This window comes from Terrabacter koreensis, from assembly GCF_054783315.1.
In genome coordinates this window covers 160703-185518 of the sequence record NZ_BAAGQU010000005.1, presented here as the reverse complement: position 1 = coordinate 185518, position 24816 = coordinate 160703, and the positions used below count along the sequence as shown (strand labels likewise).

Annotated in this window: 21 protein-coding genes; 10 read left to right on the top strand and 11 right to left on the bottom strand. The window is 71.9% G+C overall.

Annotated features, from left to right (window positions below):
• The first annotated feature begins 29 nt into the window (after positions 1–29).
• Positions 30–1463 (top strand): glucose-6-phosphate dehydrogenase, encoded by a 1434-nt coding sequence (gene zwf / locus ACYVNR_RS13125; RefSeq protein ID WP_045192973.1) that lies wholly within the window; start codon positions 30–32, stop codon positions 1461–1463.
• A 117-nt stretch (positions 1464–1580) separates the two neighbouring features.
• Here zwf and ACYVNR_RS13120 read toward each other — a convergent pair whose 3' ends face one another.
• Positions 1581–2636 (bottom strand): Gfo/Idh/MocA family protein, encoded by a 1056-nt coding sequence (locus tag ACYVNR_RS13120; RefSeq protein ID WP_461048444.1) that lies wholly within the window; start codon positions 2634–2636, stop codon positions 1581–1583.
• Entirely contained in the window at positions 2633–3181 is a 549-nt protein-coding gene (locus tag ACYVNR_RS13115) for a DinB family protein (protein ID WP_461048442.1), read from the bottom strand. Before ACYVNR_RS13115 ends, ACYVNR_RS13120 begins: the two co-directional genes overlap by 4 nt.
• Before the next feature lie 71 nt (positions 3182–3252).
• Between ACYVNR_RS13115 and ACYVNR_RS13110 the strand changes: the two genes are divergently transcribed.
• The gene (locus ACYVNR_RS13110; protein WP_461048440.1) at positions 3253–4359 is read left to right on the top strand and encodes a diacylglycerol/lipid kinase family protein; all 1107 of its coding nucleotides are present in this window, start codon (positions 3253–3255) and stop codon (positions 4357–4359) included.
• A 105-nt stretch (positions 4360–4464) separates the two neighbouring features.
• Here ACYVNR_RS13110 and efeB read toward each other — a convergent pair whose 3' ends face one another.
• From efeB to efeU, 3 genes are all read right to left on the bottom strand, one after another.
• The gene (efeB, locus tag ACYVNR_RS13105) at positions 4465–5787 is read right to left on the bottom strand and encodes an iron uptake transporter deferrochelatase/peroxidase subunit (protein WP_461048438.1); all 1323 of its coding nucleotides are present in this window, start codon (positions 5785–5787) and stop codon (positions 4465–4467) included.
• The gene (gene efeO, locus ACYVNR_RS13100; protein WP_461048436.1) at positions 5784–6944 is read right to left on the bottom strand and encodes an iron uptake system protein EfeO; all 1161 of its coding nucleotides are present in this window, start codon (positions 6942–6944) and stop codon (positions 5784–5786) included. Before efeO ends, efeB begins: the two co-directional genes overlap by 4 nt.
• A 66-nt stretch (positions 6945–7010) precedes the next feature.
• Positions 7011–7871: an iron uptake transporter permease EfeU gene (gene efeU, locus ACYVNR_RS13095; RefSeq protein ID WP_461048434.1), complete on the bottom strand. Its 861-nt coding sequence runs from the start codon at positions 7869–7871 to the stop codon at positions 7011–7013.
• 117 nt (positions 7872–7988) lie between these two features.
• On the opposite strand from efeU, the gene ACYVNR_RS13090 reads away from it, so the two are divergent.
• The 4 genes from ACYVNR_RS13090 (at position 7989) to ACYVNR_RS13075 (ending at position 11983) form a co-directional block, all read left to right on the top strand.
• Positions 7989–8648 (top strand): DUF2461 domain-containing protein, encoded by a 660-nt coding sequence (locus tag ACYVNR_RS13090; protein WP_045192966.1) that lies wholly within the window; start codon positions 7989–7991, stop codon positions 8646–8648.
• Positions 8649–8715: 67 nt separating this feature from the next.
• Positions 8716–9906, top strand: coding sequence for a flavin-containing monooxygenase (locus ACYVNR_RS13085; protein ID WP_461048432.1), 1191 nt, complete (start codon positions 8716–8718; stop codon positions 9904–9906).
• 157 nt (positions 9907–10063) lie between these two features.
• The gene (locus ACYVNR_RS13080; protein WP_461048430.1) at positions 10064–11191 is read left to right on the top strand and encodes an L-talarate/galactarate dehydratase; all 1128 of its coding nucleotides are present in this window, start codon (positions 10064–10066) and stop codon (positions 11189–11191) included.
• A 42-nt stretch (positions 11192–11233) separates the two neighbouring features.
• The gene (locus ACYVNR_RS13075) at positions 11234–11983 is read left to right on the top strand and encodes a FadR/GntR family transcriptional regulator (RefSeq protein ID WP_461048428.1); all 750 of its coding nucleotides are present in this window, start codon (positions 11234–11236) and stop codon (positions 11981–11983) included.
• 6 nt (positions 11984–11989) lie between these two features.
• On the opposite strand, the gene ACYVNR_RS13070 is transcribed toward ACYVNR_RS13075, so the two are convergent.
• The 5 genes from ACYVNR_RS13070 to ACYVNR_RS13050 form a co-directional block, all read right to left on the bottom strand.
• Positions 11990–13264, bottom strand: coding sequence for a glucarate dehydratase family protein (locus ACYVNR_RS13070; RefSeq protein WP_461048426.1), 1275 nt, complete (start codon positions 13262–13264; stop codon positions 11990–11992).
• Positions 13261–13656, bottom strand: coding sequence for a universal stress protein (locus ACYVNR_RS13065; protein WP_045192962.1), 396 nt, complete (start codon positions 13654–13656; stop codon positions 13261–13263). The genes ACYVNR_RS13070 and ACYVNR_RS13065 overlap by 4 nt, the downstream gene beginning before the upstream one ends.
• A complete protein-coding gene (locus ACYVNR_RS13060; RefSeq protein WP_461048423.1) occupies positions 13653–15227 on the bottom strand; it encodes a tripartite tricarboxylate transporter permease in 1575 nt (524 codons plus the stop codon). The genes ACYVNR_RS13065 and ACYVNR_RS13060 overlap by 4 nt, the downstream gene beginning before the upstream one ends.
• Before the next feature lie 13 nt (positions 15228–15240).
• On the bottom strand, positions 15241–15792 hold the full coding sequence (locus tag ACYVNR_RS13055) for a tripartite tricarboxylate transporter TctB family protein (RefSeq protein ID WP_082081137.1): 552 nt from the start codon (positions 15790–15792) through the stop codon (positions 15241–15243).
• 88 nt (positions 15793–15880) lie between these two features.
• A complete protein-coding gene (locus ACYVNR_RS13050) occupies positions 15881–16903 on the bottom strand; it encodes a tripartite tricarboxylate transporter substrate binding protein (protein ID WP_045192960.1) in 1023 nt (340 codons plus the stop codon).
• 169 nt (positions 16904–17072) lie between these two features.
• Here ACYVNR_RS13050 and ACYVNR_RS13045 point away from each other — a divergent pair, with 169 nt between their 5' ends.
• The 4 genes from ACYVNR_RS13045 to ACYVNR_RS13030 all read left to right on the top strand — a co-directional run bounded on the left by ACYVNR_RS13045 (position 17073) and on the right by ACYVNR_RS13030 (position 22012).
• The gene (locus ACYVNR_RS13045) at positions 17073–17996 is read left to right on the top strand and encodes a LysR substrate-binding domain-containing protein (protein WP_045192959.1); all 924 of its coding nucleotides are present in this window, start codon (positions 17073–17075) and stop codon (positions 17994–17996) included.
• 160 nt (positions 17997–18156) lie between these two features.
• Positions 18157–19068, top strand: a complete 912-nt coding sequence (gene kdgD, locus ACYVNR_RS13040) for a 5-dehydro-4-deoxyglucarate dehydratase (RefSeq protein ID WP_045192958.1) — start codon at positions 18157–18159, stop codon at positions 19066–19068.
• A 15-nt stretch (positions 19069–19083) separates the two neighbouring features.
• Entirely contained in the window at positions 19084–20676 is a 1593-nt protein-coding gene (locus ACYVNR_RS13035) for an aldehyde dehydrogenase (NADP(+)) (protein WP_461048420.1), read from the top strand.
• Positions 20677–20689: 13 nt separating this feature from the next.
• Complete coding sequence (locus ACYVNR_RS13030; RefSeq protein ID WP_461048418.1) at positions 20690–22012, top strand: enolase C-terminal domain-like protein; 1323 nt, start codon at positions 20690–20692, stop codon at positions 22010–22012.
• A 101-nt stretch (positions 22013–22113) separates the two neighbouring features.
• Here the strand turns inward: ACYVNR_RS13030 and ACYVNR_RS13025 are convergent, their stop codons facing one another.
• The gene (locus ACYVNR_RS13025; RefSeq protein ID WP_461048416.1) at positions 22114–24813 is read right to left on the bottom strand and encodes a CHAT domain-containing protein; all 2700 of its coding nucleotides are present in this window, start codon (positions 24811–24813) and stop codon (positions 22114–22116) included.
• Positions 24814–24816: the final 3 nt, after the last annotated feature.

Here is a 24816-nt window from a genome sequence, read left to right as displayed (position 1 = left end):
GGGGAGGAGTTTTGCGCGACGCTGGGGGCATGCCTGCAACGACAGTCGTCCTGTTCGGTGCCACCGGAGACCTCGCGAGGCGCAAGCTCCTCCCCGGCATGCTCCACCTCCACGAGTCGCAGCTGCTCGAGGGCCTGCGCGTCGTCGCGACCTCGCTCGACGAGCTGAGCCGGGACGAGTTCCTCGACCTGGCCTTCACCGCGATCCGCGAGCACTCGAGCCACGACGTCACCGACAACGACCTGCGTGAGTTCGCCGATCGCATCCACTGGGTGCCAGGTTCGGCTGGGCCCCAAGGCATCCGCGATGCCGTCGACGAGTCCGAGGCGATCCTCGGGCCCGACGCGTGGCGCCTGCACTACCTGTCGGTCCCGCCCAAGGCCGCGCTCGCCGTCGTGCACCAGCTCGAGGAGGCCAAGCTCGTCGAGCGCAGCCGCATCATCATGGAGAAGCCGTTCGGCACCGACCTCGAGAGCGCGAAGGCGCTCAACGCCGAGCTGCACCAGGTCTTCAACGAGGAGCAGATCTTCCGCATCGACCACTTCCTCGGCAAGGAGGCGGCCCAGAACATCCTCGCGTTCCGCTTCGCCAACGGCCTCTTCGAGCCGATCTGGCACCGCAACCACATCGACCACATCCAGATCGACGTGCCCGAGACGCTGGGCCTCGCGCAGCGCGCCGACTTCTACGAGGGCACCGGCGCCTACCGCGACATGGTGGTGACGCACCTCTTCCAGGTGCTGGCGTTCACGGCGATGGAGCCGCCGACCGCCCTGGAGCCGCACGCCATCAGCGAGGAGAAGAACAAGGTCTTCCGCTCGATGTCGCCGATCGAGCCGCACGACGTCGTGCGCGGCCAGTACGTCGGCTACCGCGACGTCGAGGGCGTGTCCGCCGAGAGCCAGACCGAGACCTTCGTGGCGCTCAAGTGCTACGTGGACAACTGGCGCTGGGCCGGGGTGCCGTTCTTCCTGCGCACCGGCAAGCGGATGGCCGAGGGCGCCCGCATCATCTCGATCGCCTTCAAGGAGCCGCCGCGCTCGATGTTCCCGGCGAGCTCGGGCGTCGGCGACAACGGCCCCGACCACCTCACCTTCGACCTCGCCGACAAGGCCCGGATGTCGTTGTCGTTCTATGGCAAGCGCCCCGGCCCGGGGATGAAGCTCGACAAGCTGTCGATGCAGTTCTCGATGCAGGAGACGAACTGGGCGGGTGCGGTGCTCGAGGCCTACGAGCGCCTCATCTACGACGCGGCCCGCGGTGACCGCACGCTCTTCACGTCCGCCGAGGGCATCGAGCGCCTCTGGGAGATCTCCCAGCCGCTGCTCGACAACCCGCCCGTCGTGCGGCCGTACGAGGCAGGCACGTGGGGACCGAACCAGATCCACCAGCTCGTCTCGCCCTTCACGTGGCGCCTGCCCTTCGAGCGCCGCTGGCGCGACCCGAACATCACGGGCGCCTAGCCTCCGAGTAGGCGCGCGAACCCACCCGTGCTGCCCTTGCGGTCGGTCGAGGTGCTCATAAAAGCCTCCCTGGGAGCGGGATCGCGGTGACGGCAGGCCTCGCCCGCCGGCCACCGATCACTCGCCGGGGTAGACGACCCCGGTCTGGCGGCGCACCTCGTCCATCGTCTCCATGACCCGCAGCGTGGCGGCGTGGGTCATGAGCGGCGACTCGCGCTCACCCGCGGTGAGACGACGGGCGAACTCCGCTGCCTCGTAGGAGAAGCCGCGCACGTCATCGGGCAGGCCACCATCGCGCTCGTCGACGACGTCGCCGGCGCGGTTGACGAGACGGATCGACGACCCGGGCGTGTAGAACGTGCTGGAGAGCTCGAGCCGCGCCTCGGTGCCGGCGACGACAGCAGAGCACGGGGTCGCGGCAGCCATCGTGCACGTGAGCACCCCGTGGCCACCAGCGGCGCCGGTGACGGTGACGGTCGAGGACGCGTCGACGCCGAGGTCGGTGAGCGTGCCGACGGCCGTGACCGAAGCCGGCGCCCCGAGCACGACGTCGGCGAACGAGATGGGGTAGACGCCGAGGTCGAGCAGGGCGCCGCCGGCGAGCTCGGGCTGGGAGAGCCGGGCGGGTCCGTCGGGGTAGAGGTGCTGGCCGTGGTCGGCGTACACCGCAACGAGGTCGCCGATGAGCCCCGCCTCGACGACGTGGCGCACGACGTCGTAGTGCGGCAGGAACCTGCTCCACATCGCCTCCATGACGAGCAGTCCGCGGGACTCGGCGGCGGACAGCACCTCGCGCGCCTCGGCGGCACTGCGGGTGAAGGCCTTCTCGACGAGCACCGGCTTGCCGGCCTCGATGGCGAGCAGCGCGTGGTCGCGGTGCTCGGAGTGCGGTGACGCGACGTAGACGGCGTCGACGTCGGGGTCGGCCACGAGATCCTCGTAGCTACCGTGCGCGCGGGCGATGCCGAACTCGTCGGCGAAGTCCTGAGCCCGCTCCTTGCTGCGCGAGCCGACGGCGACGACCGACGACGAGGTGCCCACCGCGACGGCGTCGGCGAAGGCGTGCGCGATGCCGCCGGGAGCCAGCACGCCCCAGCGGATCGCCGGCGCCTCGTGCGGGTCGGGCGTGCGGGGCTCGGGAAGCTGGAGGGTCACGTCGATCGGGAGAGTCATGCGGTCACGTCCCAGAGGTGGTGTCGGATGTCGTGCAGGAAGTAGAGCGTGAGCGTGCGGGCCGTGAACTGCGAGCCGTTGCTGCGCAGGGCGGGCCACTCCCACTGCGCACCGGAGGGTCGGGCGTATGCCGTCGCCGCCGTCTCGAACGCCGCCGTGACCTCGCGCTGGACGACGTCGGGGTCGGAGCGCCAGTACTGCCGCTCGAGGGCCGTCGCGTCCTGGTCCCAGTTGGCGAAGGTGACGAGCTCGCCACCGCCGGCGAGGATCTGCTCGAGGCGGCCCGTCATCACGTCGCAGACGTCGCGCACGTGGCAGGCGTACTCGAGCCGCGACCAGACCCCCTCGGCCGGTCGGGTGCGCACGTCGTCGCGACCCAGCGCGGCGGCATACCTCTGCCCCGCGTCGCGGAGGACGGCCGGTGCGTCGGCGACGTCGAGCGCGTCGGTGTCGAAGCCGCAGTCGGGGCACGGGCGGGTCAGCACCCACGTCCAGTCCGAGTCGTCCGGGGTCGACGGCCCGGGGTCGGTGAGGGGCTCGCTCATGCGCCCAGCCTAGGGCCGCGGTCCACCGGCGATTCGGGGAGCGCCCCACGCGCGGGATAGCGTATGTCTTCGTGCTCAAGGACTACCTGCCGTGGATCATCGCCGGCGTCGTCGTGCTGGCGCTGGTCGTCGGGGGGCTCGTCCTGAACCGTGTCGCGCCGGAGACGACCGCCACGCTGCGGCGCCGTCGACCCCGTCCGCCGCGCGACCACTTTCGCTCCGGCGACGACGACTCGCCCGCGCCGCTCAAGCGTGCCGGGATCGTCATCAACCCGACGAAGTTCGCCGACCTGCCGGGTGTCCGCGAGCGCATCACGAGCACGTGCCTCGCCAACGGGTGGGGTGAGCCGCTCTACTTCGAGACGACGATCGACGACCCCGGCCGCGGCCAGGCGGCACAGGCCGTCAGCGAGCGCGTCGACGTCGTCTGCAGCCTCGGCGGCGACGGCACGGTGCGCAACGTCGCGAGCGCGCTCGTCGGCACCGAGACGCCCCTCGGCATCCTGCCGGCCGGCACCGGCAACCTGCTGGCCCGCAACCTCGACCTGCCGGTCGCGCTGGAGGCCGCGGTCGCGGTGGCGCTCACCGGGCGCAACCGCCGCATCGACGTCGGCGAGATCGTGGTCGGGGCCGCCCCGATGGACGACGCCCCCGACGAGTCCGGCGCGCCCGAGACGCACTACTTCGTCGTCATGGCCGGCGTCGGCATGGACGCGCAGATCATGGCGGGCACCAACGAGAACCTCAAGGCGAAGGTGGGCTGGCCGGCCTACATGGTCTCGGGCCTGAAGCACCTCGTGTCGCCGGAGTTCCGCGTCTCGGTGAAGGTGGACGACGACCTCGAGTTCCGCAGACGCGCTCGCATGGTCGTCATCGGCAACTGCGGCCGGCTGCTCGGCGGCCTCGTGCTCATGCCGAGTGCCCGCGTCGACGACGGCCAGCTCGACACCGTCATCGCCTCGCCCAAGGGCGTCGTCGGTTGGGTGCCGGTGGCGACCCGCGTCGCCACCCGTCGCCGCAAGGGCCACCCGACGCTCGACCACAAGGTGTGCAAGGAGATCCGGGTGCGCGCCGACCGGCCGCTCCCCCTGCAGATCGACGGCGACGTCGTCGGCGAGGCCACCGAGGTCACCGCGAACGTGCGCCCCGGCTCCCTCACGGTGCGCGTCAGCGTCTAGGACCAGGCACCACGCCCGCATCGAACGCGGCGTTCGATCGCGAACTCAGTGTTCTGACAGCGCTTTCGCCACCGAACGCCGCGTTCGGTGGCAAGGGAGCGGCGGTCAGGCGAAGAGCGCCTGGCCCCAGTGCTCGCCGTCAGCCAGCCCGGGCGGGCACGCGAAGACCGCAGAGCCGTTGTGCTCGATGTACTCGTTCAGCACGTCCGCCTTCGCGAGCGCCCGCTGCATCGGCACGAACTGCTTCTCGGGGTCACGCATGAACGCGAGGAAGAAGAGCCCCGCGTCGAGGTGGCCGACCCCGTCGGAGCCGTCGGTGAAGTTGTAGCCGCGGCGCAGGATGCGTATGCCGCCGAGCCGGCTGGCGTGGGCCAGGCGAACGTGCGCTTCGACGGGGATCGCGGTCGCGCCGTCGGGGCCCTTCTTCGCGAAGTCGAGCGCGTCGAACTCCTTGGCCTGCCCGAGGGGCGCGCCCTCCTTCTTGTCGCGGCCGATGATGTCCTCCTGCTCCTGCAGGGGCGTGCGGTCCCAGACCTCGATGTGCATGCGGATGCGTCGCGCGACGAGGTACGAGCCGCCGGCCATCCACGCGCCGCCGGTCCGCTCGTCGTCCTTCGCGACCCAGACGTGCTGCGCGAGGTCCTCGGGCTGCTCGGCCTTGAGGTTGTTCGTGCCGTCCTTGAAGCCGAACAGGTTGCGCGGCGTGGCCTGGGCGGTGGACGTCGACGACGTGCGGCCGAAGCCGAGCTGCGACCAGCGGACGGCGACGACGCCGAAGCCCAGGCGGATGAGGTTGCGCACCGCGTGGACGGCGACCTGCGGGTCGTTGGCGCACGCCTGGATGCAGAGGTCGCCCCCGGTGCGCCTCGGGTCGAGCTGGTCGCCGGCGAAGGCCGGCAGCTCCTTCAGGGCCGCCGGCTTCTTCGCTGCGAGACCGAAGCGCTCGTCGAAGAGCGAGGGTCCGTAGCCGATCGTGATCGTCAGGCCGGATGCCGGCAGGCCGTACGCCTCGCCGGTGTCCTCGGGTGCCCGGTTGGGTCCACCGCCGACGAGGCCGCCCGGAGCCGCCTCGGCACCGACGGTCATCCGCTCGGCGGCACGGGTCCAGGCCTCGAGCAGCCCGCGCAGCTGGGCCGGGTCCTTCGTCACGACGTCGAGCGCGACGAAGTGCAGGCGGTCCTGGGCCGGCGTGACGATGCCGGCCTGGTGGACGCCGCGGAAGGGGATCGCCGCATCGAGGGCGAGCGCCGGCGACGGGGTCGTCGCCCCCGGGGCACCTGCGGCGGTGCTGTCATCGGTCACGGCATTCCCTCGCAGAGCGAGGGCTCCAGCGGTCGTGGCGCCGACGGCGACACCTGCCACACCTGCGACGGCGGCCGTCCCGCCGGTTCCGAGGAGGCGACGGCGGCTCAGGCCCTCGGTGCTCACTTGGCCTCCACGACACCGGGCACCTTGGCCACCTGCTCGCTGAGGGCGTCGAGCGAGACGGTCAGAGCCTTGATGTCGGCGTCGCTGAGCTTCTCGTAGGAGACGAACGTGCCTGCGACGCGGTGCGACTCGAGCAGCTTGTTGAGCGCGGCGAAGCGCGCGTCGAGCGCCTTCTGGAGCGCGGGGTCGCGCTCGGCGACGACGGGACGGAGCGTCTCGAGCGCCGACTGCGATCCCTGGAGGTTGCCGCGGAAGTCCCAGAGGTCGGTGTGCGAGTAGCGCTCCTCCTCGCCGGTGACCTTGCCGGTCGCGACCTCGTCGAGGAGGGCCTTGGCGCCGCCCGCGATGGTCAGCGCCGTGGGCTCGACGGTCTTGCTCTTCGCCGCGATCTCCCTGACGTCGGCGAGCAGCTGTTCGGCGACGGCGTTCGAGTCCTTCTGGAGGCCGCTGACCCAGAGGTCCTTCTCGAGGCGGTGGTAGCCGGTGAACGTCATGCCGTCCTCGACGACGTCCTCACGTCCGTCGATGCGCGGGTCGAGGTCGCCGAAGCTCTCGGCGACGGGCTCGATGGTCTCCCACGGGAGCCGCGCGGTCGGGTAGAGCTCCTTGGCCCTGGCGACGTCGCCGGCCTTGACCGCGGCCACGAAAGCCGCTGTGCCGGTGAGCAGCTCGTCGGTCTGTGTCGCCACGAAGGCCTTGTAGTCGGCGATGGCGGTGGCGACCTTCTGGTCCGCGCTGCCCGCGGTGGCCGATCCGGTGACGGTGAAGGTGCCGCGGATGCCGTCCCCGACCATGCCCGGCTTGCAGGCCGTGGTCAGCGAGCCCGGCTGGGTGACCTCGACCTTGAGCTCCCGCTTGAGGCCCGGGGTGATGTTCTCGACCTCGCCGACGATGCGGTCGCCCTCGGCGTAGACGTAGAACTCGTTGACCTCGGTGCCGCGGTTGGTGACCTCGAAGGTGATGGTGCCGGCCTTCGCGGTGGTCGCGCTCAGCTCGCAAGCCGTGTCGGTGGCGTTGACGATGATCGGGCCACCGGCCGCGGTCGCCCCACCGGTCGCGCCGTTCGAGTCGGCCTTGTCGGTGCAGGCACCGAGCCCGAGCCCGGCGATGAGGGTGAGGGCGAGGGGAGTGACGGTGCGCAGGGCGCGGCGGGACATGGTTCTCCTGTGAGCTGGGCTGTGGGTCGGGTGGTTCGGGCGCGTGCCGGCCCTGAGTCGGCCGGTTCAGGCGGCGACGGCAGGACGGGTGCCACCAGAGGTCGCGGCCGGGGCCTGCGGGGCGGACCGGGCCGGACGCAGGAAGAGCGTCATGACGATGCCGACGTAGAGCACCCAGGCGACCGCCTGGAGCACCGTGGTGGCCGGCGTGAAGTTGAAGATGCCCTTGAGCAGGGTGGCGTACCAGCTGCTCGGGTCGACCGTCGCGCTGACGTCGAAGGCGAGGGTGGTGAGGCCGGGGAGGAGACGCGCCTCCTGCAGGTCGTGCAGGCCGTACGCGAGGATGCCGGCCGCGACGAGCACGAGCAGGATGCCGGTCCAGCGGAAGAACTTCGCGAGGTTGATCCTCACGGCGCCGCGGTAGAGGAGCCAGCCGAGCACGACAGCGCCGGCGAGGCCCACGACCCAGCCGATGAGCGGCTGGTTGTTGCCCTGACCGGCGGCCTCGGTGGTGGCGTAGAAGAAGATCGCGGTCTCGAGGCCCTCGCGTCCGACGCCGAGGAAGGCGACGAGCGCGATCGCGAACGGGCCCATGTCGAGGGCACGGTCGAGCTTGCCCTTGAGCTCGCCGGAGATGGTGCGCGAGGCGGACTTCATCCAGAAGACCATGAAGGTCACGAAGACGACGGCGATGATGGAGGCGCTGCCGCCGATGAGCTCCTGGGCCTCGAAGGTCAGCTGCTTGGTGCCGTAGGTGAGCAGGGCGCCCAGCCCGACAGACAGCGCGACCGCGACCCCCACACCGGTCCAGACGTGGCGCAGCGCCCACCGGCGGTCGGTCTTGACGAGGAACGCGACGAGGATGACGACGACGAGCGCGGCCTCCAGCCCCTCACGCAGTCCGATGAGCGCGTTGCTCGCGAGCACGGTGCCCCTCCAGTCCCAGACTTCTCCCAGCAATTAGGTCACGTCACCGTGCCCGAAATGAGCAAAGCACAGGTAAGCCTTGCCTAACAAGCCGGGGGTGGTGCGAGAGTCCACCCCATGAGCGCCGACGCGACCACACCCGCCGCCTTCACCGGCTTCCCCACCGGCGCCCTCGGCTTCTACGCCGGGCTCGAGGCCGACAACTCGAAGGCGTACTGGACCGACCACAAGGAGCAGTGGGAGCGGCACGCGCGTGCGCCGATGCTCGCCCTCGTCGACGCGCTCGAGGAGGAGTTCGGCGAGGCGAAGCTCTTCCGCCCCAACCGCGACATCCGCTTCAGCGCCGACAAGTCGCCCTACAAGACCCACCTCGGGGCCTTCGTCGCGGCCGAGCCGAGCTCCGGCTACTACGTCGAGATCAGTGCGACCGGGCTCCGGGCCGGCGGCGGCTTCCGCGCCCACTCGACCGCGCAGACGGCGAGCCTGCGCCGAGCCGTCGACGCTCCGGCGAGCGGGCAGCGCCTCGAGTCGCTGCTCGACGGCCTGCGGCGCAAGGGCTTCGAGGTGCACGGCGAGAAGGTGCGCACCACACCGAGGGGGTATGCCGCCGACCACCCCCGCATCGAGACCCTCCGTCACAAGGAGCTCATGGTGATCCGCGACTTCGGCGACCCCGACTGGCTCGCGACGAAGAGCACCCTCACCCGTGTGCGCGACACGTGGCGCGCGATCCGTCCCCTCAACGAGTGGGTGGCCGAGCACGTGGAGAACGCCTGAGACGCCAGGGCGCCGAGGTCCGGCCGTCCTCGGCCCGCCGAGCCCGAGCCGGCACTAGGGTCCGACTGTGAGCTCACCCAACCGGCCCGCCCGACCTGTCGATGCCCACGTCATCGGCGGGGGCCCTGCCGGCCTCGCGACCGCCGCGGCCCTCAAGCACCGCGGGCTGCACGCGGTCGTGCTCGAGCGCAGCGACTCCGTCGGCAGCTCGTGGCGGGGGCACTACGACCGTCTCCACCTGCACACCCCGCGTGAGCTCTCCGGTCTGCCCGGGCTGCCGATCCCGAGGGAGATGGGGCGCTGGGTCTCGCGCGACGACGTCGTGCGCTACCTGGAGCTGTATGCCGCCCACCACGACCTCGACGTGCGCCACGACTCCGAGGCGGCCCGGGTGGACCGCACCGCCGACGGCCGCTCGTGGACCGTCTCGCTCGCCGACGGGTCGTCCGTGACGGCGCCCTACGCCGTCGTCGCGACGGGCTTCAACCACACGCCGCGCGAGCCCGACGTCCCCGGCCTGCACGGGTTCACCGGCGAGGTGCTGCTGGCCCGGCGCTACCGCAACGGCGCCGCGTATGCCGGCAAGGACGTCCTCGTCGTCGGCACCGGCAACACCGGCACCGAGCTCGCCGTCGACCTCGCCGAGCACGGCGCCGCCCGCGTGCGGATGGCGGTCCGCACCGTGCCACACATCCTCCGCCGCAACCGCGGACCCGTCGCCGCGCAGTACACCGGCATCGCCGTGCGCCGCCTGCCGACCGCACTCGTCGACCGCGTGGCCCCCTTCGTCGAGCGGCTCCAGACGCCTGACCTGTCCGCGCACGGCCTCCCCCGCCCCGACACCGGGCTGCTGACCCGCGTCGAGCGCGACAACGCGATCCCGGTCCAGGACGTCGGCATCATCGACGCCGTGCGCACGGGCGCCGTCGAGCCCGTGGCAGCCCTCGTCTCGGTCGAGGGCGACGAGGTCGTGCTGGCCGACCGGACCCGCCTCAGGCCGGACGTCGTCGTGCTCGCCACCGGCTACCACCAGGGCCTCGAGCCGCTCCTCGGCCACCTCGGCGTGCTCGACGGCAAGGGCCGCCCGGTCGAGCGCGGCGGTCGAACGGCTCGCGGCGCCAGGGGCCTCTGGTACACCGGCTACACGAACCCGATCTCGGGCATGCTGCGCGAGATCAGCATCGACGCGCGCAAGATCGCCCTCGCCATGGCGCTGACGAAGCGCCGCGAGATCAACGCCCTCCGCAAGGCCTCCTGACCCACCCGACCGCGAAATGAGCACTCGACCGAAGCTCCTGGTCGAGTGCCCACTTCCCGACGTCGGAAACTGCCCACTCGATCGAGACTAGTTGTCATACAAGTAATTGACTCGTAATATAAGTCGCGTCACCGTCGTCCGTGCTCGAGGAAGTGCCATGACCGCAGACCGCATCCGCCACGTCGCCCTCTCGTCCGTCGTCCTGCCCCTGCCCACCCCGATCAGCGACGCCAAGGTGCTGACCGGTCGCCAGAAGCCGATGACCGAGGTCGTGCTCCTCTTCGCCGAGATCGCGACCGAGCAGGGCCACAGCGGCACCGGTTTCAGCTACAGCAAGCGTGCCGGTGGGCCCGCGCAGTTCGCGCACGCCAAGGAGGTCGCCGAGGGCCTGCTCGGCGAGGACCCCAGCGACATCGCCAAGGTCTACGACAAGCTGCTCTGGGCCGGCGCCTCGGTCGGCCGCTCCGGCGTCGCCACCCAGGCCCTGGCCGCCATCGACATCGCGCTCTGGGACCTCAAGGCACGCCGGGCCGACCTGCCGCTCTCGAAGCTCATCGGCTCGCACCGCGACTCGGTGCGCACCTACAACACGTCGGGCGGCTTCCTCCACGCCCCGATCGACGAGGTCAAGGAGCGTGCGTCCGAGTCGGTCGCGGCCGGCATCGGGGGCATCAAGATCAAGGTCGGCCAGCCCGACATGAAGATCGACCTCCAGCGGTTGGCCGCCGTGCGCGAGCACCTCGGCGACGACGTGCCGCTCATGGTCGACGCCAACCAGCAGTGGGACCGCGCGAGTGCCCTGCGGTTCGGCCGCGCCGTCGAGGACCTCAACCTGGTCTGGATCGAGGAGCCCCTCGACGCGTACGACGCCGAGGGCCACGCGCAGCTCGCGGCCGCGCTCGACACCCCGATCGCGACCGGCGAGATGCTCTCGAGCGTCGCCGAGCACGTGCGGCTCATCGAGGCGCGCGCGGCCGACATCATCCAGCCGGACGCTCCGCGCGTCGGTGGCATCACGCCCTTCCTTCGCCTCGCGACGCTCGCCGACCACGCCGGCCTGCAGCTCGCCCCGCACTTCGCCATGGAGATCCACCTGCACCTCGCCGCCTGCTACCCCCGCGAGCCGTGGGTCGAGCACTTCGAGTGGCTCGACCCGCTCTTCAACGAGCGCCTCGAGACCCGCGACGGGCGCATGGTCGTGCCCGACCGACCCGGCCTCGGCTTCACGCTCAGCGAGCAGGCCAAGGCCTGGACCGTGGACACCTATGAGGTCGGGCGCGCCTGACGTGCCCGCCGCCCCGCCTGCGCGCCGACTAGGTTGGGCGCCGTGACCCCACGAGACGCCGGCGGTGACGAGCGCCCGGACCGCACCGACCTCATCGACCGGGACACCGGCCGCGGCCTGGCGCACGAGCTGGTCGAGAAGCTCAAGGAGCAGATCCTCGCCGGCAGGATGGAGCCCGGCCAGAAGCTGCCGACCGAGGCCTCGCTCGTCGCCGAGTACGGCGTGAGCCGCACCGTCGTCCGCGAGGCCATCTCGCGGCTTCAGGCGGCAGGCCTCGTCGAGACCTTTCAGGGCCGCGGGTCGTTCGTGCTCGCACTGCCCGAGACCCAGGGCTTCGCCGTCGGCGCGGACCGGGTGCGCACCCACCGCGACGTGCTCGACATGATCGACTTCCGCATCGGGGTCGAGAGCGAGGCGGCCGGGCTGGCGGCAGAGCGACGCACCGAGGTGCAGCTGAAGGCGATCGAGCGGGCGCTGCGCGAGCTGACCCGGGCCGGCGAGAAGCCGAGCGGCGCCGTCGAGGCCGACTTCGAGTTCCATCGACGCATCGCCCTGGCGTCCGGGAACCGTTTCTACGCAGACCTGCTCGCGTCAATGGGGCCGGTGATGATCATGCTCCCGCGCACGCGGCTCGAGGCCGCCTACACGGTCTCCGACGCGACGCACGTGACGCGGGTGTCGCTCGAGCACGAGAACATCTACCTCGCGATCGCCCGGGCGGACGGGCCGGCAGCCCGCGCCGCGATGAGACTGCACCTCGCCAACTCGCGGGCCCGGCTCCAGCAGGGCTGAGCGCGCCTACCAGCGTGCCGTGTTGGGTTCGAACGCCGGCTGGACCGACTGCATGTAGACGGTGTCCTCCCGTCGGCGGATGCCGCACGACAGGTACTGCTCGTGCAGCGCGCCGAGCGCGTCCTCGTCGAGATCCACGCCAAGGCCGGGTGTCGTCGGCACCGCGACCGCGCCGCCGACGAAGTCGAGCACGCCCGGCTTGACGACGTCCTCCGTCTTCCACGGGTAGTGGGTGTCGCACGCGTACGTGAGGTTCGGCGTCGCGGCGGCCAGGTGCGTCATGGCCGCGAGACTGATGCCGAGATGGCTGTTCGAGTGCATCGACAGGCCCAGGCCGAACGTGTCGCAGATGCCGGCGAGGAGGCGCGACCGCTGGAGCCCACCCCACAGGTGGTGGTCCGACAGGACGACGCCGACGGCGTTCGCGCGCACGGCCGGCTCGAGGTGCTCGAACGCGATGACGCACATGTTCGTCGCGAGCGGCAGGTCGGTCTCGCGGGCGACGGCCGCCATGCCGTCGATGCCGGGCGTCGGGTCCTCGAGGTACTCGATGACGTCGGCGAGCTCGGCCGCGACCTTCACCGAGGTGTCGACCGTCCAGGCACCGTTGGGGTCGATGCGCAGCCTGTGGTCGGGGAACGCCTCGCGCAGCGCCCGCATCGCCTCGACCTCATCGGCGGGCGGCAGCACGCCCCCCTTGAGCTTGATCGCCTCGAAGCCGTATGCCGTCACCATCCGCTTGGCCTGATCGACGAGCTGGTCGGGGGTCAGGGCCTCACCCCAGTCGTCGTCGGGCCGGTCGGGATGCCCGGCCCACTTGTAGAAGAGGTAGGCGCTGAACGGCACCGTGTCGCGGACGGCCCCGCCGAGCAGGTCGCTGACCGGGCGGCCGGTCTCGCGGCCCTGGACGTCGAGGCAGGCCACCTCGAACGGGGAGTAGACCGTCGCGACCGCCGAGCCGAGCTCGAGCATGCCGCCGAAGCTGGCGCCACCTCCCCCCGTGCTCGCGCCCAGCGCGTCGACGGTGGCGCGCCACAGCGCGTTGAGGTCGAAGACGTCGGTGCCGACCACGGCCTTCGCGACCGCGGCGAGGCGCGCGAGGTGCGTCTCGTCGGCATACGTCTCGCCCAGGCCGACCGACCCTGAGTCGGTGCGCACGCGCACGATCGCGCGCAACGCGTACGGCTGGTGCACCCCGACGACGTTGAGCAGCGGCGGGTCCTCGAACGCGACGGGCGTGATCTCGACCGCCGCGATGCGCGAGCGGGTCGCGCGCGTCACGAGTCCGCCTTGACGGCGAGCACAGGCACCGACGCGTCGAGCAGGATGCGCTGGGCGGTGCTGCCGAGGATGAGCTTGCCGACCGGGCTGCGGTGCCGGATGCCGATGACGACGAGGGAGGCGTCGACGTCGCGGGCGACCGACTCGAGGGTCTCGGCGAGCGAGTCGCCGTGCAGCGGCTGGCGCACCTCGACGCGGACGCCACGGTCGGTCGCGCGGTCGACGATGGCGCTGACCTGCTCGGGCGCGAGCATGTCGTCGTCGACGGGCGCGCCGCGCCGGGGTGAGTTGACGACGACCAGGGGCTGGTCGCGCAGCGCCGCCTCGGCGATGCCCGAGTCGAGCGCGGCCCGGCCCTCCGGGGTGTCGAGGTAGCCGACGAGGATGGTCATTTCGCCTCCGTGGTCTCGCGGTCGGGGATCTCTGCGGGGATCCCTGCGGGGATCTCTGTGGGGGTCGAGCCCGGGGCGTCGACGGGCCCGCCGCGGCGCGCACGGATCACCTTGCGCACCAAGGGGAAGATCGCGACGGCGACGATGGCGGCCAGGACGGTGCCCGAGATCGGGCGGGTGAGGAACCCGGTGGGGTCACCCCCGAAGATGAGCAGCGACTGACGGGCCGAGGACTCGATGAGCGTGCCGAGCACGAACGCCAGGACCATCGGGCCGGGGTCGAAGCCGAACTTCTTCATGAGGTAGCCGACGACGCCGAACACGATGACGAGGTAGATGTCGAAGACCGAGTTGTTGACGGTGTAGACGCCGAGAACCGTGATGAGCGCCGTGATCGGCGCGAGGATGGCGGGCCGCACCCTGAGGATGCGCACGAAGACGCCGACCATCGGGATGCTCATGATGAGCAGCAGGATGTTGCCGATGTACATCGAGTTGATGACGCCCCAGAAGATGTCGGGGTGGGTGTCGACGAGCTGTGGACCTGGCTGGACCCCTTGCAGGAGAAGGGCGCCGAACATCAGGGCCATCGTCGCGTTGGCGGGGATGCCGAGCGTCAGCAGCGGGATGAACGACGACGTCGCGGCCGCGTTGTTGGCGGTCTCGGGGGCGGCCACGCCCTCGATCGCGCCCCTGCCGAAGCGCTCGGGCTGCTTCGCGCGACGCTTCTCGACGGCATACGCGACGAGTGACGAGAGCACGGCGCCGCCACCGGGCAGCACGCCCAGGCCGAAGCCGATGCCCGAGCCACGAGCGATCGCACCCTTGGAGTCGGAGAGGTCCTTGCGGCTGGGCCACACCTTGGTGACCTTCGCCGGCGCGTGGACCTTCTTGTGGTTCTCCTCGAGGTTGTAGAGGATCTCGCCGAGACCGAAGAGGCCCATGGCGATCGGCACGAAGTCGATGCCGTCGGCGAGGTTGAGGTTGCCGAAGGTGAACCGCTCGGCGCCGGTGAACGAGTCACGGCCGACCGTGGCGATGAGCAGGCCGAGCGCGGCGGCGATGACGGCCTTGAGCTTGCCGCCGTTGCCGACGGTCGAGACGAGCAGCACGCCCAGGAGCCCGAGCGCGGCATACTCCGGCGGCCCGAAGTCCAGCGCGTAGCCGGCGATGACGGGGGCGAGCACCGACAGGCCGATGATCGAGACCGTGCCACCGATGAACGACCCGATGGCCGCGATGCCGAGCGCGGCCCCGGCCCGGCCCTGCTTGGCCATCGCGAACCCGTCGAAGACGGTGACGACCGAGCTCGCCTCGCCCGGTAGCCGCAGCAGCACCGAGGTGATGGTTCCGCCGTACTGGGCGCCGTAGAAGATGCCGGCGAGCATGATGATCGCCGAGACCGGCTCGACGCCGTAGGTGATGGGCAGCAGGATCGCGATGGTCGCCGCCGGCCCGAGGCCCGGCAGCACGCCGATGAGCATGCCGATGACGACACCGATGAGGCAGTAGAGCAGGTTGGTCGGCTGCAGGACGATGCCGAAGCCGTCGATGATCGGGGTGAAGTCCATGGCGCGCCTCCCTTCAGATCAGTCGCGGGAGCGGGATGGACAGCGCGAGCACGAAGAGCGCGTAGAACGCCGCGACCGTGACCACGCTGATGAGCGCCGTCATGCGCCACGACTCGCCGCCGAGGAAGCGCAGCCACACGACCATGAGCACGAGCGAGGGCACCTCGAAGCCGATGACCGGCAGCAGCCCGGCCAGCACGACGAGGCTGAGCACGCCGAGCGCGGTGAGGGCACTCGACCGCGTGAACTGCTCGGTGTCCTGGGCGCGGCGGCCGAAGGCGACCTGCGCGACGGACAGCGCCGTCACGGCGACCGAGACGGCGAACGGCCACAGCCCGGGCCCCGGCTGGGTCAGACTGCCGAGGCCGTAGCCCAGCGACAGGACGACGCCCGCCACGCCGAGGGCCAGGGTCACGAGGCCGGCGGCGACCTGGGCGAGGGGACCGGCGTGAGGAGGCCTCTCCTCCTCCAGGTCATGGGCGAGCTCTGCCTTGAGCTCCTCGAGGATGTCGACCTCGGCGGCGTCCGCGGCCTCGGGCCGCGCCGGTTCGCTCGTCGTGCTCATCCTTGGCTCCTCTTCGAGTGGGTGCGTCTGGGCGGGCCGGCGCGGGGCGGGTTGCGCACCCCGCGCCGGGCCTCCGGTAAGGGTGGCGTCAGCTGTTCGACGCGAGGGAGATGCCGAACTCCTTGAGCTTGGCCGTGTTCGAGGCGAGGTCGGCCTTGAGCTTGGCCGCGACCTCTGCGCCCGGGATCTCGAGCGGCGTGAGGTTGTTCTCCTCGTTGAACTTCTTGTACTCCTCGGTGGCGAACGTCTTCTTCGCCGCCTCGACGAGCTTGTCCTTGACCGCCTGCGGCGTGCCCTTCGGCGTCGTGATGAAGCGGTACTGCGAGACCTGCACGTCGAAGCCCTGCTCCTTGGCGGTGGGCACGTCGGGCAGGAACTTCACGCGGTCGGCCGAGAAGACGGCCAGCGGCACGAGCTTGCCGGCCTTGATGTTCTCGATGGCCTCGCCGACCTGCATCGTCGACACGTCGACCTGGGCGCCGAGCAGCGCGGTCAGGTTGGGCGCGCCGCCGTCGAACGGGACAGCCGTGGCCTTGATGCCGGCCGTCGCGAAGGTGAGGGCCGAGTTGAGCTGGGCCCCCGTGCCGACACCCGTGGTGCCGTAGCGGATCGTCTTGCCGGCGGCCTTCATGTCGGCGATCGACGTCCAGCCGGTCTTCGGGTTGGTGGCGAGCACGTAGTCGTCGCGCGAGACGCCGTAGACGATGTCGAAGTCGTCGACCTTGACCGACTCCGACTCCGAGACCGCGAGCGGCGTGATGGCGAAGAGCGAGGCGTTCTGGATCGCGATGGAGTAGCCGTCGGGCGCGGCGGACTGCAGCTCCTTGGCCACGAGCGCGCCGTTCGCGCCGGGCTTGTTGACGACCGGCATCGCGACGCCGAGCGACTGGCCCATGCCCTTCGACATCGCGCGGCTGATGAGGTCGCTGCTGCCGCCGGCGGAGGCGCCGACGGTCATCTGGATGCTCTTCGTCGGGTAGTCGCTGCCCCCCGAGGCGTCGCCACCACCACCGCTGCCGTTCTTGACCCCGCCGCAGGCGGAGAGGGCGAGGGCGAGGGCGGCGGCACCGGCCACGGAGGCGATACGGGTCCTCGTGCGAACGTTCGTCATTGAAGGTCTCCTACGAGATGGGGGCGAGCTGGGGCACCGACTCGGTGCTCATCGGGGTGCGGTCTGTCCCCGTGCCGCCTGACACTACGAATCCGCTCAATGCCTGTCCAAACCCGATGCTGCATCGGTTGATACCTTCCCGATATCACGTGCGGTAATCTCCCACGGCATGATGACCCTCGACCAGGTGCAGGCCTTCGTCGCCGTCGCGGAGGAGCTGCACTTCGGACGCGCCGCGGAGCGCCTCAACATGACGCAGCCGCCGCTGAGCCGCCAGATCCAGAAGCTCGAGCGCACCGTCGGAGTGACCCTGCTCGAGCGCGACAACCGCAAGGTCGAGCTCACTGAGGCGGGGCGCGCGTTCCTCGACGAGTCCTACCGGTTGCTGGCCCTCGTCGAGAGCGCCGGCGACGTGGCACGCCGGATCGACGGCGGCGCCGCCGGCACGCTCCGGCTCGGCTTCACCGCGGTGTCGGCCATCGGCGTGCTCGGTCCGCTGCTCAAGGAGCTCGAGCGCAGCCTGCCGGGCATCGAGGTGATCCTCCACGAGAGGGTGACGGCCGCCCAGGCCGACGGCATCCGCCGCGGCGAGCTCGACCTCGGCCTCGCGCGGCCGCCCTTCGACACGTCGGAGCTCGAGTCGCGCGTCGTCTTCCGCGAGCCGCTCTGCGCCGCGGTGCCGGCCGACCACCCGCTCGCCCGGGTGTCGCGGCCGCTCACGGCGGGCGACTTCGACGGGGTGCCGGTCATCAGCTACAACCCGGTCCAGTCGCGCTACTTCCACGAGCTCACCGTCCGGTTCCTCACCAACGCGCACCCGAGGGTCGTGCAACAGGTGCACCAGATCCTCACCGCCGTCCTGCTCGTCGCCGCCGGCCGCGGCTGCGCCCTCGTCCCTGCCTCCGCGCGGTCGCTCGGGGTGGAGGGCGTGGCCTACAAGGACCTCGTCGACGGCGGCGGCGACCCAGACGGTAGCGAGGTGCCGGGGCGTCCCGTCGAGCTGCACGCCATCTGGGCACGCGGCCGTCGCAGCCCGATGCTGCGGCGGGTGCTCGCGCAGGTCGGGCGCATGCAGCTCGGGGTGGAGGGCTGAGCGAGGCCCGGCGATGTGATGCTCACGGAGCATCACGGCATACGCAATCCGTCTTGGACAGGTATCCAGCGATCTTCCTAGCCTGATGCCACTCACTGGCCCAGCGGCGGGCCCACCGACCACCGGGACGGGCAGCCGCTCTGTCGCAAAGGACGTTCCCGTGCCCCTGGCCCCCGACGAACTCGCCCACACGCTGGGCAAGGGACTGCTCTCGTTCCCCGTCACCCACTTCACGCCGGACCTCGCGTTCGACGAGGCGGCCTACCGCGACCACCTGTCGTGGCTCAGCGGCTACGACGTCGCGGGCCTCTTCGCCGCCGGCGGCACCGGCGAGGGCTTCTCGCTGCGCAGCGAGGAGATCGACACCGTGGTGCGGGTCGCCGTCGACGAGATCGGCGGCAAGGTGCCCGTGCTCGCCCCCGCCACCGGCGGCACCGCGGTCGCCATCGCCCAGGCCAAGGCCGCGGAGGCTGCGGGCGCCGACGGCATCCTGCTCTTCCCGCCCTACCTCACCGAGGCGAGCCAGCGCGGCCTCGTCGAGCACATCTCGGCCGTGTGCCGTGCCACCTCGCTGGGCGTCATCGCGTACTCCCGTGCCAACGCGGTCCTCGGCGACGTCGCCGTCGCCGAGGCGGCCGAGCGCAACCCGAACCTCATCGGGCTCAAGGACGGCGTCGGCAACGTCGAGGCGATGACCCGCACCTACGCCCGGGTCGGCGAGCGCCTGCTCTACGTCGGTGGCCTGCCCACGGCCGAGACCTTCGCGCTGCCGCTCCTCCAGCTCGGCGTGACGACCTACTCGTCGGCCATCTTCAACTTCGTGCCGGAGTTCGCGGTCGGCTTCTACGAGGACGTGCGCCGGCAGGACCTCGAGACCGTCTACCGCAAGCTGAGCGACTTCGTGCTGCCGTATCTCGACATCCGCGACCGCGAGCGTGGGTACGCCGTGAGCATCATCAAGGGTGGACTGGAAGCCATCGGTCGCCCGGCCGGACCGGTCCGCCCGCCGCTGACGAACCTCACCGAGCAGGACGTGTCGGACCTCAAGATCCTCATCGACAAGATCAGCTGAACGGAGCTCCTCCGCATGACCACCCTCACCGGACACTCGATCATCGCCGGCTCGCCCGTGCCGGGCCGCCTCCACGGCTCTGCCGGGGTCGAGGCGGCCACGGGCGAGCCGCTCGAGCCCGTCTACACCAACGTCGACGAAGCCCAGCTCGAGGAGGCGACGCAGGCCGCCGCGGACGCGTTCGACACCTATCGCGCCACATCGCCTCAGCAGCGAGCAGCCTTCCTCGAGAAGGTTGCTGCCGAGATCGAGGCCGACGGTGAGGGCATCGTCGCACGCGCGGTCGCCGAGTCCGGCCTTCCGCTCGGCCGCCTCACGGGAGAGCTCGCCCGCACCACCGGTCAGCTGCGGATGTTCGCCGAGGTCGTACGCGTCGGCGACCACCTCGAGGCCCGCATCGACCCCGCCCGGCCGGACCGGACACCCCTGCCCCGCGCCGACATCCGGCAGCGCCAGGTGCCGCTCGGCCCGGTCGCCGTCTTCGGCGCCAGCAACTTTCCGCTCGCCTTCTCGGTCGCCGGCGGCGACACGGCGTCGGCCCTCGCCGCCGGGTGCCCGGTCGTCGTCAAGGCGCACAACGCCCACCCGGGCACGAGCGAGCTCGTGGGCGCCGCGGTGGCGCGCGCCGTCGCGGACTCCGGCCTGCCGGCCGGCACGTTCTCGCTCGTGTACGGCAGCGGCACCTCCGTCGGGCAGGCCCTCGTCCGTGACCCCCGCATCAAGGCGGTCGGCTTCACCGGGTCGCGGGCCGGCGGGCTCGCACTCGTCGCGACCGCCGCGGCCCGGCGCGAGCCCATCCCGGTCTACGCCGAGATGAGCTCGGTCAACCCGGTCGTCGTGCTGCCCGGCAGCATCGCCGGCGGGCGCGCGGAGGCGCTCGCGACGGCATACGTCGGCTCGCTGACCCTCGGCTCGGGGCAGTTCTGCACGAACCCCGGCCTCACCTTCGTGCCGGCGGGCGCCGACGGCGACGCGTTCGTCGCGGCAGCCGCTCGGGCGGTCGCCGAGACCACGGGACAGACGATGCTCACCACCGGCATCGCGCAGGCCTACGACAAGGGAACCAGCGCGCTCCGCGGCGCGGCGGGCGTGACGGTCGAGGCCGAGGGCCGGGCCGGTCAGGCCGCGAACGCGCCCGCCCCGCTGCTCACGTCGACCACGACGACCACGCTGCGCGACGAGGCCGCCGTCAGCGAGGAGGTCTTCGGCGCGGCCGGGGTGCTGGTGCGATGGAGCGGCGTCGACGAGCTCAGCGAGGCACTCCGCGGAGTCGAGGGGCAGCTGACGGTGACGGTGCAGGCGGCGGAGTCCGACCACGAGGTCGCCCGCACCCTGCTCCCGCTGCTCGAGACGAAGGCCGGGCGCATCCTCTTCAACGGCTGGCCGACGGGCGTCGAGGTGGGCCACGCGATGGTGCACGGCGGCCCCTTCCCGGCGACGAGTGACCCGCGCACCACCTCGGTCGGTTCGCTCGCGATCTACCGTTTCCAGAGGCCCGTCGCCTACCAGGACGTGCCGGCCGACCTGCTGCCCGAGGCCACCCGCGACGACAACCCGTGGGGGCTCACCCAGCGCGTCGAAGGCCGCCTCCGCCTCGCCCAGGACTGACAGGAGCACGCCGATGTCACCGAAGATCGCCTCCGTCGAGGTGGTGCCCGTCGCCGGCCACGACAGCATGCTGCTGAACCTCAGCGGCGCCCACGGCCCCTTCTTCACCCGCAACGTCGTCCTCGTCACCGACAGCGACGGCAACACCGGCCTCGGCGAGGTGCCCGGCGGCGAGAAGATCGCCGACACCATCCGCGATGCCGCAGAGCTGTTGCAGGGCAAGGAGATCGCGCGGTTCCGCCAGCTGCTCCGCCAGGTCTCCGAGACGTATGCCGGCCGCGACGCGGGCGGCCGCGGCGCCCAGACGTTCGACCTCCGCACGACCGTGCACGCGGTCACCGGTCTGGAGTCGGCGCTGCTCGACCTCATGGGCCAGCATCTCGGCGTGCCTGTCGCGGAGCTGCTCGGCGACGGGCAGCAGCGAAGTCACGTGCCGATGCTCGGCTACCTCTTCTACGTCGGCGACCCGGCCCGCACCGACCTGCCCTACCTCGTCGGCGACGAGGGCGACGACCGCTGGTCGCAGCTGCGGCGCCGTGAGGCGCTGACTCCGGAGGCCGTCGTCGCGCTGGCCGAGGCGGCGCAGGCGCGCTACGGCTTCAGCGACTTCAAGCTCAAGGGCGGGGTGCTCGCCGGCGAGGAGGAGGTCGAGGCCGTCACGGCGCTCGCCCGGCGCTTCCCTGACGCGCGGATCACGCTCGACCCCAACGGCGGCTGGCTCCTCGTCGACGCCGTCCGGCTCTGCCGAGGGCTCGGCGACGTGCTCGCGTACGCCGAGGACCCCTGCGGAGCGGAGGGCCGGTTCTCGAGCCGCGAGGTGATGGCCGAGTTCAAGCGGGCCACAGGTCTGCGGACGGCGACGAACATGGTCGCGACCGACTGGCGTGAGATGGCGCACGCGATCCGCACGAACGCCGTCGACATCCCGCTCGCCGACCCCCACTTCTGGACCATGGCCGGCTCGGTCCGGGTCGCCCAGCTGTGCAACGACTTCGGCCTCACGTGGGGGTCGCACTCGAACAACCACTTCGACATCTCGCTCGCGATGTTCACGCACGTGGGTGCTGCCGCGCCCGGCGAGATCACGGCGCTCGACACGCACTGGATCTGGCAGGACGGGCAGGCACTGACGACCGCGCCTCTCGAGATCCGCGACGGCGCGATCGAGGTGCCGACCGCGCCCGGCCTCGGTGTCACCCTCGACCGCGACGCGCTGACCGAGGCGCACGAGCTCTACCTCGAGCACGGCCTGGGGGCGCGTGACGACGCCGTGGCGATGCAGTACCTCGTGGACGACTGGGCGTTCGACCCGAAGCGCCCCTGCCTCGTCCGCTGATCACCCTCAACGCCCGCGTCGAACGCGGCGTTCGGTCTCGAACTCACGGTTGGAACGCTGAGTTCACGATCGAACGCGGCGTTCGGCGTTTGGCGGTGGGGTCAGGGGTGGTGCTGGCCGCCGAGGTTGAGGAAGGCGGCGGCCACGTCGTCCGTGTCGGCGACGGCTCGCGCCAGGGCCTCGTCGCTCGGCAGGCCCGACGCGAGCAGCTCGTGGTGGCGGCTCATCGTCGTCGCGGCCACGTCGTCGGGCACCGGAGCGACCGCGGCAACGACCGACCGCGCGCCGAGCGACAGCATGGAGAGGGCGAGGCCGAGGGACTCGTGCCCCGGTCGGGGGGTGGTGAGGCCGACCTCGCACGCGGACAGCACGACGTGGTCGGCGCGCACGCCGGTCGGCTGCAGCTCGTGGGCGAAGACGGGCCCGTCGTGCAGCACGAGTGAGGAGAAGAGCGGCGACTCGACCTGGTGCGTGCCGTGCGCAGCGACGTGCACGATGCCGGGACGGGCGAGGGCCTCCACGAGCTCGTCGCGCCGTGACGGCTGCGCCAGCCGGGCCGCGGGTCCCCACGTGCCGACGATCGCCTGGGCCTCGGCGGTCGCGCGCGGCACACCGGGCCCCACGCTGACGTGGACCGGTGTCGGACACTCGGGCACCACACCCGGCGGCGCACCGGCCAGACCACGTCGGGCGAAGGACGTCAGCGAGGGCGCCACGGTGAAAGCCCGACCGCGCATCGACGGCAGCACCGCCCACGGCAGGGCCGACACCTCCGGGCACGAGACCACGACGAGTCCGCGGTCCGATCGCCACGGGCGGATCAGCGCGTCGTCGAGCTCGGCGGCGCTCGAGCGCAGCGACGACCACACGGCCCCGGCGAGCGGCCCGAGGTGGTGGGTCGCAGCGGCTCGGAGGTCGACGCGGACGCGCTGGGCGAGCTCGACGGCTCGCTCGATCGGCATGAGGTCGCGCAGCGTCGCGCGACCGCCGACGATGCCGACGCCTCCGAGCCGGCCGCGGTGCCGGAAGAACCACACGTGGTCGCGGTCGACGTCGACGAGGTGCGCCCGCGCGTCACGCACCCGCACCGTGGCCGCCCGACCGGCGCCGCCGCTGCGGCTCAGGGCCCAGTCGCGGTCGCGGATCCGGCGCTCGAGGCGCGAGGCGTGGTCGTCGAGCTCACGCACGACAGCCGCGTCGCTCTCGCCGCGCGCCTGCGCCCGCACACCGCGCAGCTGCTCGGTGAGTGCGGCCAGCTCGTCGTCGTCGGGGCGGCCGAGCGAGGGCAGCCGGTCGGTCGCGCTGCGCCACCGGTCGAGCGCCTCCAGCACGGCGGCGCTCCCCCGTGGCACGGCGAGCTCGAGGTCGAGCTCGGCCAGCCGGGCACCGTGCACGGCTCGAGCCGTGCGCAGGTCGAGGCTCGCGCTGCCCTCCTGACCGGCGGCGAGCCGTCGCGACGCGCGCACGAGCAGGCGGCGAGCAGGCCCCGGCTCGCCCGCGGCGACGAGCGTCATCGCCGACACCGCGGCCGCGTCGAGCTCGTCGGACAGCGACCCCGTCGACACCCGCTCGAGGCTCAGCAGCCGCGTCTGCGCACCCTCGACCTCTCCGGCGAGGAGCAGGGCCTGAGCCGCCACCACCCGCGCGCTGTCGGCGAGCTCGGAGTCTCCCAGCTCGGTGGCGGTCTCGACGAGCCGGTCGGCCGTCCCGGCCGCAGCACGCGTGACGGCCCTCGGGTCGTCCTCGCCGACGGGCGCGGCGGGTGACAGAGCGTTCTCTCGATCAGGGGTGGAGGTGCGGGGTGAGCCTGAAAGAGCGGACGCAGCGTTCTCTCGATGGGGGGGCGATGGGCGGCGACGTTGCCGGTCGAGCTCCACCAGCAGACCGACGAGCACCGCCTTGGCCGCCCAGGCGGTGGCCCCGATCCGCTCGTACGTCCCGCGCGCGGACGCAGCGGCGCCGGCGGCGAGGTCGAGGTGCCCGAGGAGCCGGTGCGCCCGGGCGAGCTCGAGCTCGAACTCGGCGCGGATCTGGTCGTGCCCGTCGCCGACGAGGACCGCGAGCCCGGACTCGAGCGCCTCGACGGCCTCCTTGACGAGCCCCGCCTCCAGCAGCACCCGCGCGCGGTCGAGGCGCGCCGGCCCCTTGAAGACGTCGGCCTCGATGTCCTCGGCCTCGGCCATGTCCGCGAGCGAGCGGGGGATGTCACCGAGGAGGTATGCCGCATACCCCTCGTTGTGCCGCGCCATGAACTCCAGCTCGCCGGCACCGAGGGAGTGGGCCAGGCGCGCCGCCTCGGCGAACGAGTCGAGCGCCTCCTGGGGGCGCAGCAGCTCGAAGGCGAGCATCCCCCGGCTGAGGTGCACCGAGGCCTGCTCGCGCTCGGTGAAGGCGTCGAGCCGACGCACGGCGCCCTCGAGGCCGTCCCACGCCGAGGCGAGGTCACCGACCCGGCCGTGCAGGTTGGCGCGCTGGTAGTCCAGGCGCGCCCGGAGCGCATCGTCACCGAGGGCGTCGACGACCTGCTCGGCTTCGGCCAGCCGTGCGGTCGCCGAGTCGAGCCCCTCGAGCATGAACTCGGTCAGGGCAAGCGTGATGAGGGTCTTGCAGCGCAGCTCGAGGGCCTCGAGGGACGGCTCGGTGCCCCCGGCGCGGTCGATCTCGTCGAGGGCCGCGGCGAGCGTCGCGGCCGCCTCGGCGGGACGGCCCGCGAAGTTCGCCGCCGCCCCCCGGTCCCGCAGGGTGCGTGCGTGCTCCAGCAGGTCGATGGTCGTGGCCGGCCTCTCACTCGGGCCGGCCACCCG

What these genes read in the sequence shown, in the direction of transcription:
- ACYVNR_RS13080 (WP_461048430.1), top strand. Translation starts at nt 10,064, where the DNA reads ATGACCGCAGACCGCATCCGCCACGTCGCCCTCTCGTCCGTCGTCCTG.
- ACYVNR_RS13035 (WP_461048420.1), top strand. Translation starts at nt 19,084, where the DNA reads ATGACCACCCTCACCGGACACTCGATCATCGCCGGCTCGCCCGTGCCG.
- ACYVNR_RS13115 (WP_461048442.1), bottom strand. Translation starts at nt 3,181, where the DNA reads ATGAGCGAGCCCCTCACCGACCCCGGGCCGTCGACCCCGGACGACTCG.
- ACYVNR_RS13055 (WP_082081137.1), bottom strand. Translation starts at nt 15,792, where the DNA reads ATGAGCACGACGAGCGAACCGGCGCGGCCCGAGGCCGCGGACGCCGCC.
- ACYVNR_RS13045 (WP_045192959.1), top strand. Translation starts at nt 17,073, where the DNA reads ATGATGACCCTCGACCAGGTGCAGGCCTTCGTCGCCGTCGCGGAGGAG.
- ACYVNR_RS13050 (WP_045192960.1), bottom strand. Translation starts at nt 16,903, where the DNA reads ATGACGAACGTTCGCACGAGGACCCGTATCGCCTCCGTGGCCGGTGCC.
- ACYVNR_RS13030 (WP_461048418.1), top strand. Translation starts at nt 20,690, where the DNA reads ATGTCACCGAAGATCGCCTCCGTCGAGGTGGTGCCCGTCGCCGGCCAC.
- ACYVNR_RS13060 (WP_461048423.1), bottom strand. Translation starts at nt 15,227, where the DNA reads ATGGACTTCACCCCGATCATCGACGGCTTCGGCATCGTCCTGCAGCCG.
- ACYVNR_RS13090 (WP_045192966.1), top strand. Translation starts at nt 7,989, where the DNA reads ATGAGCGCCGACGCGACCACACCCGCCGCCTTCACCGGCTTCCCCACC.
- efeO (WP_461048436.1), bottom strand. Translation starts at nt 6,944, where the DNA reads ATGTCCCGCCGCGCCCTGCGCACCGTCACTCCCCTCGCCCTCACCCTC.
- ACYVNR_RS13120 (WP_461048444.1), bottom strand. Translation starts at nt 2,636, where the DNA reads ATGACTCTCCCGATCGACGTGACCCTCCAGCTTCCCGAGCCCCGCACG.
- ACYVNR_RS13065 (WP_045192962.1), bottom strand. Translation starts at nt 13,656, where the DNA reads ATGACCATCCTCGTCGGCTACCTCGACACCCCGGAGGGCCGGGCCGCG.
- zwf (WP_045192973.1), top strand. Translation starts at nt 30, where the DNA reads ATGCCTGCAACGACAGTCGTCCTGTTCGGTGCCACCGGAGACCTCGCG.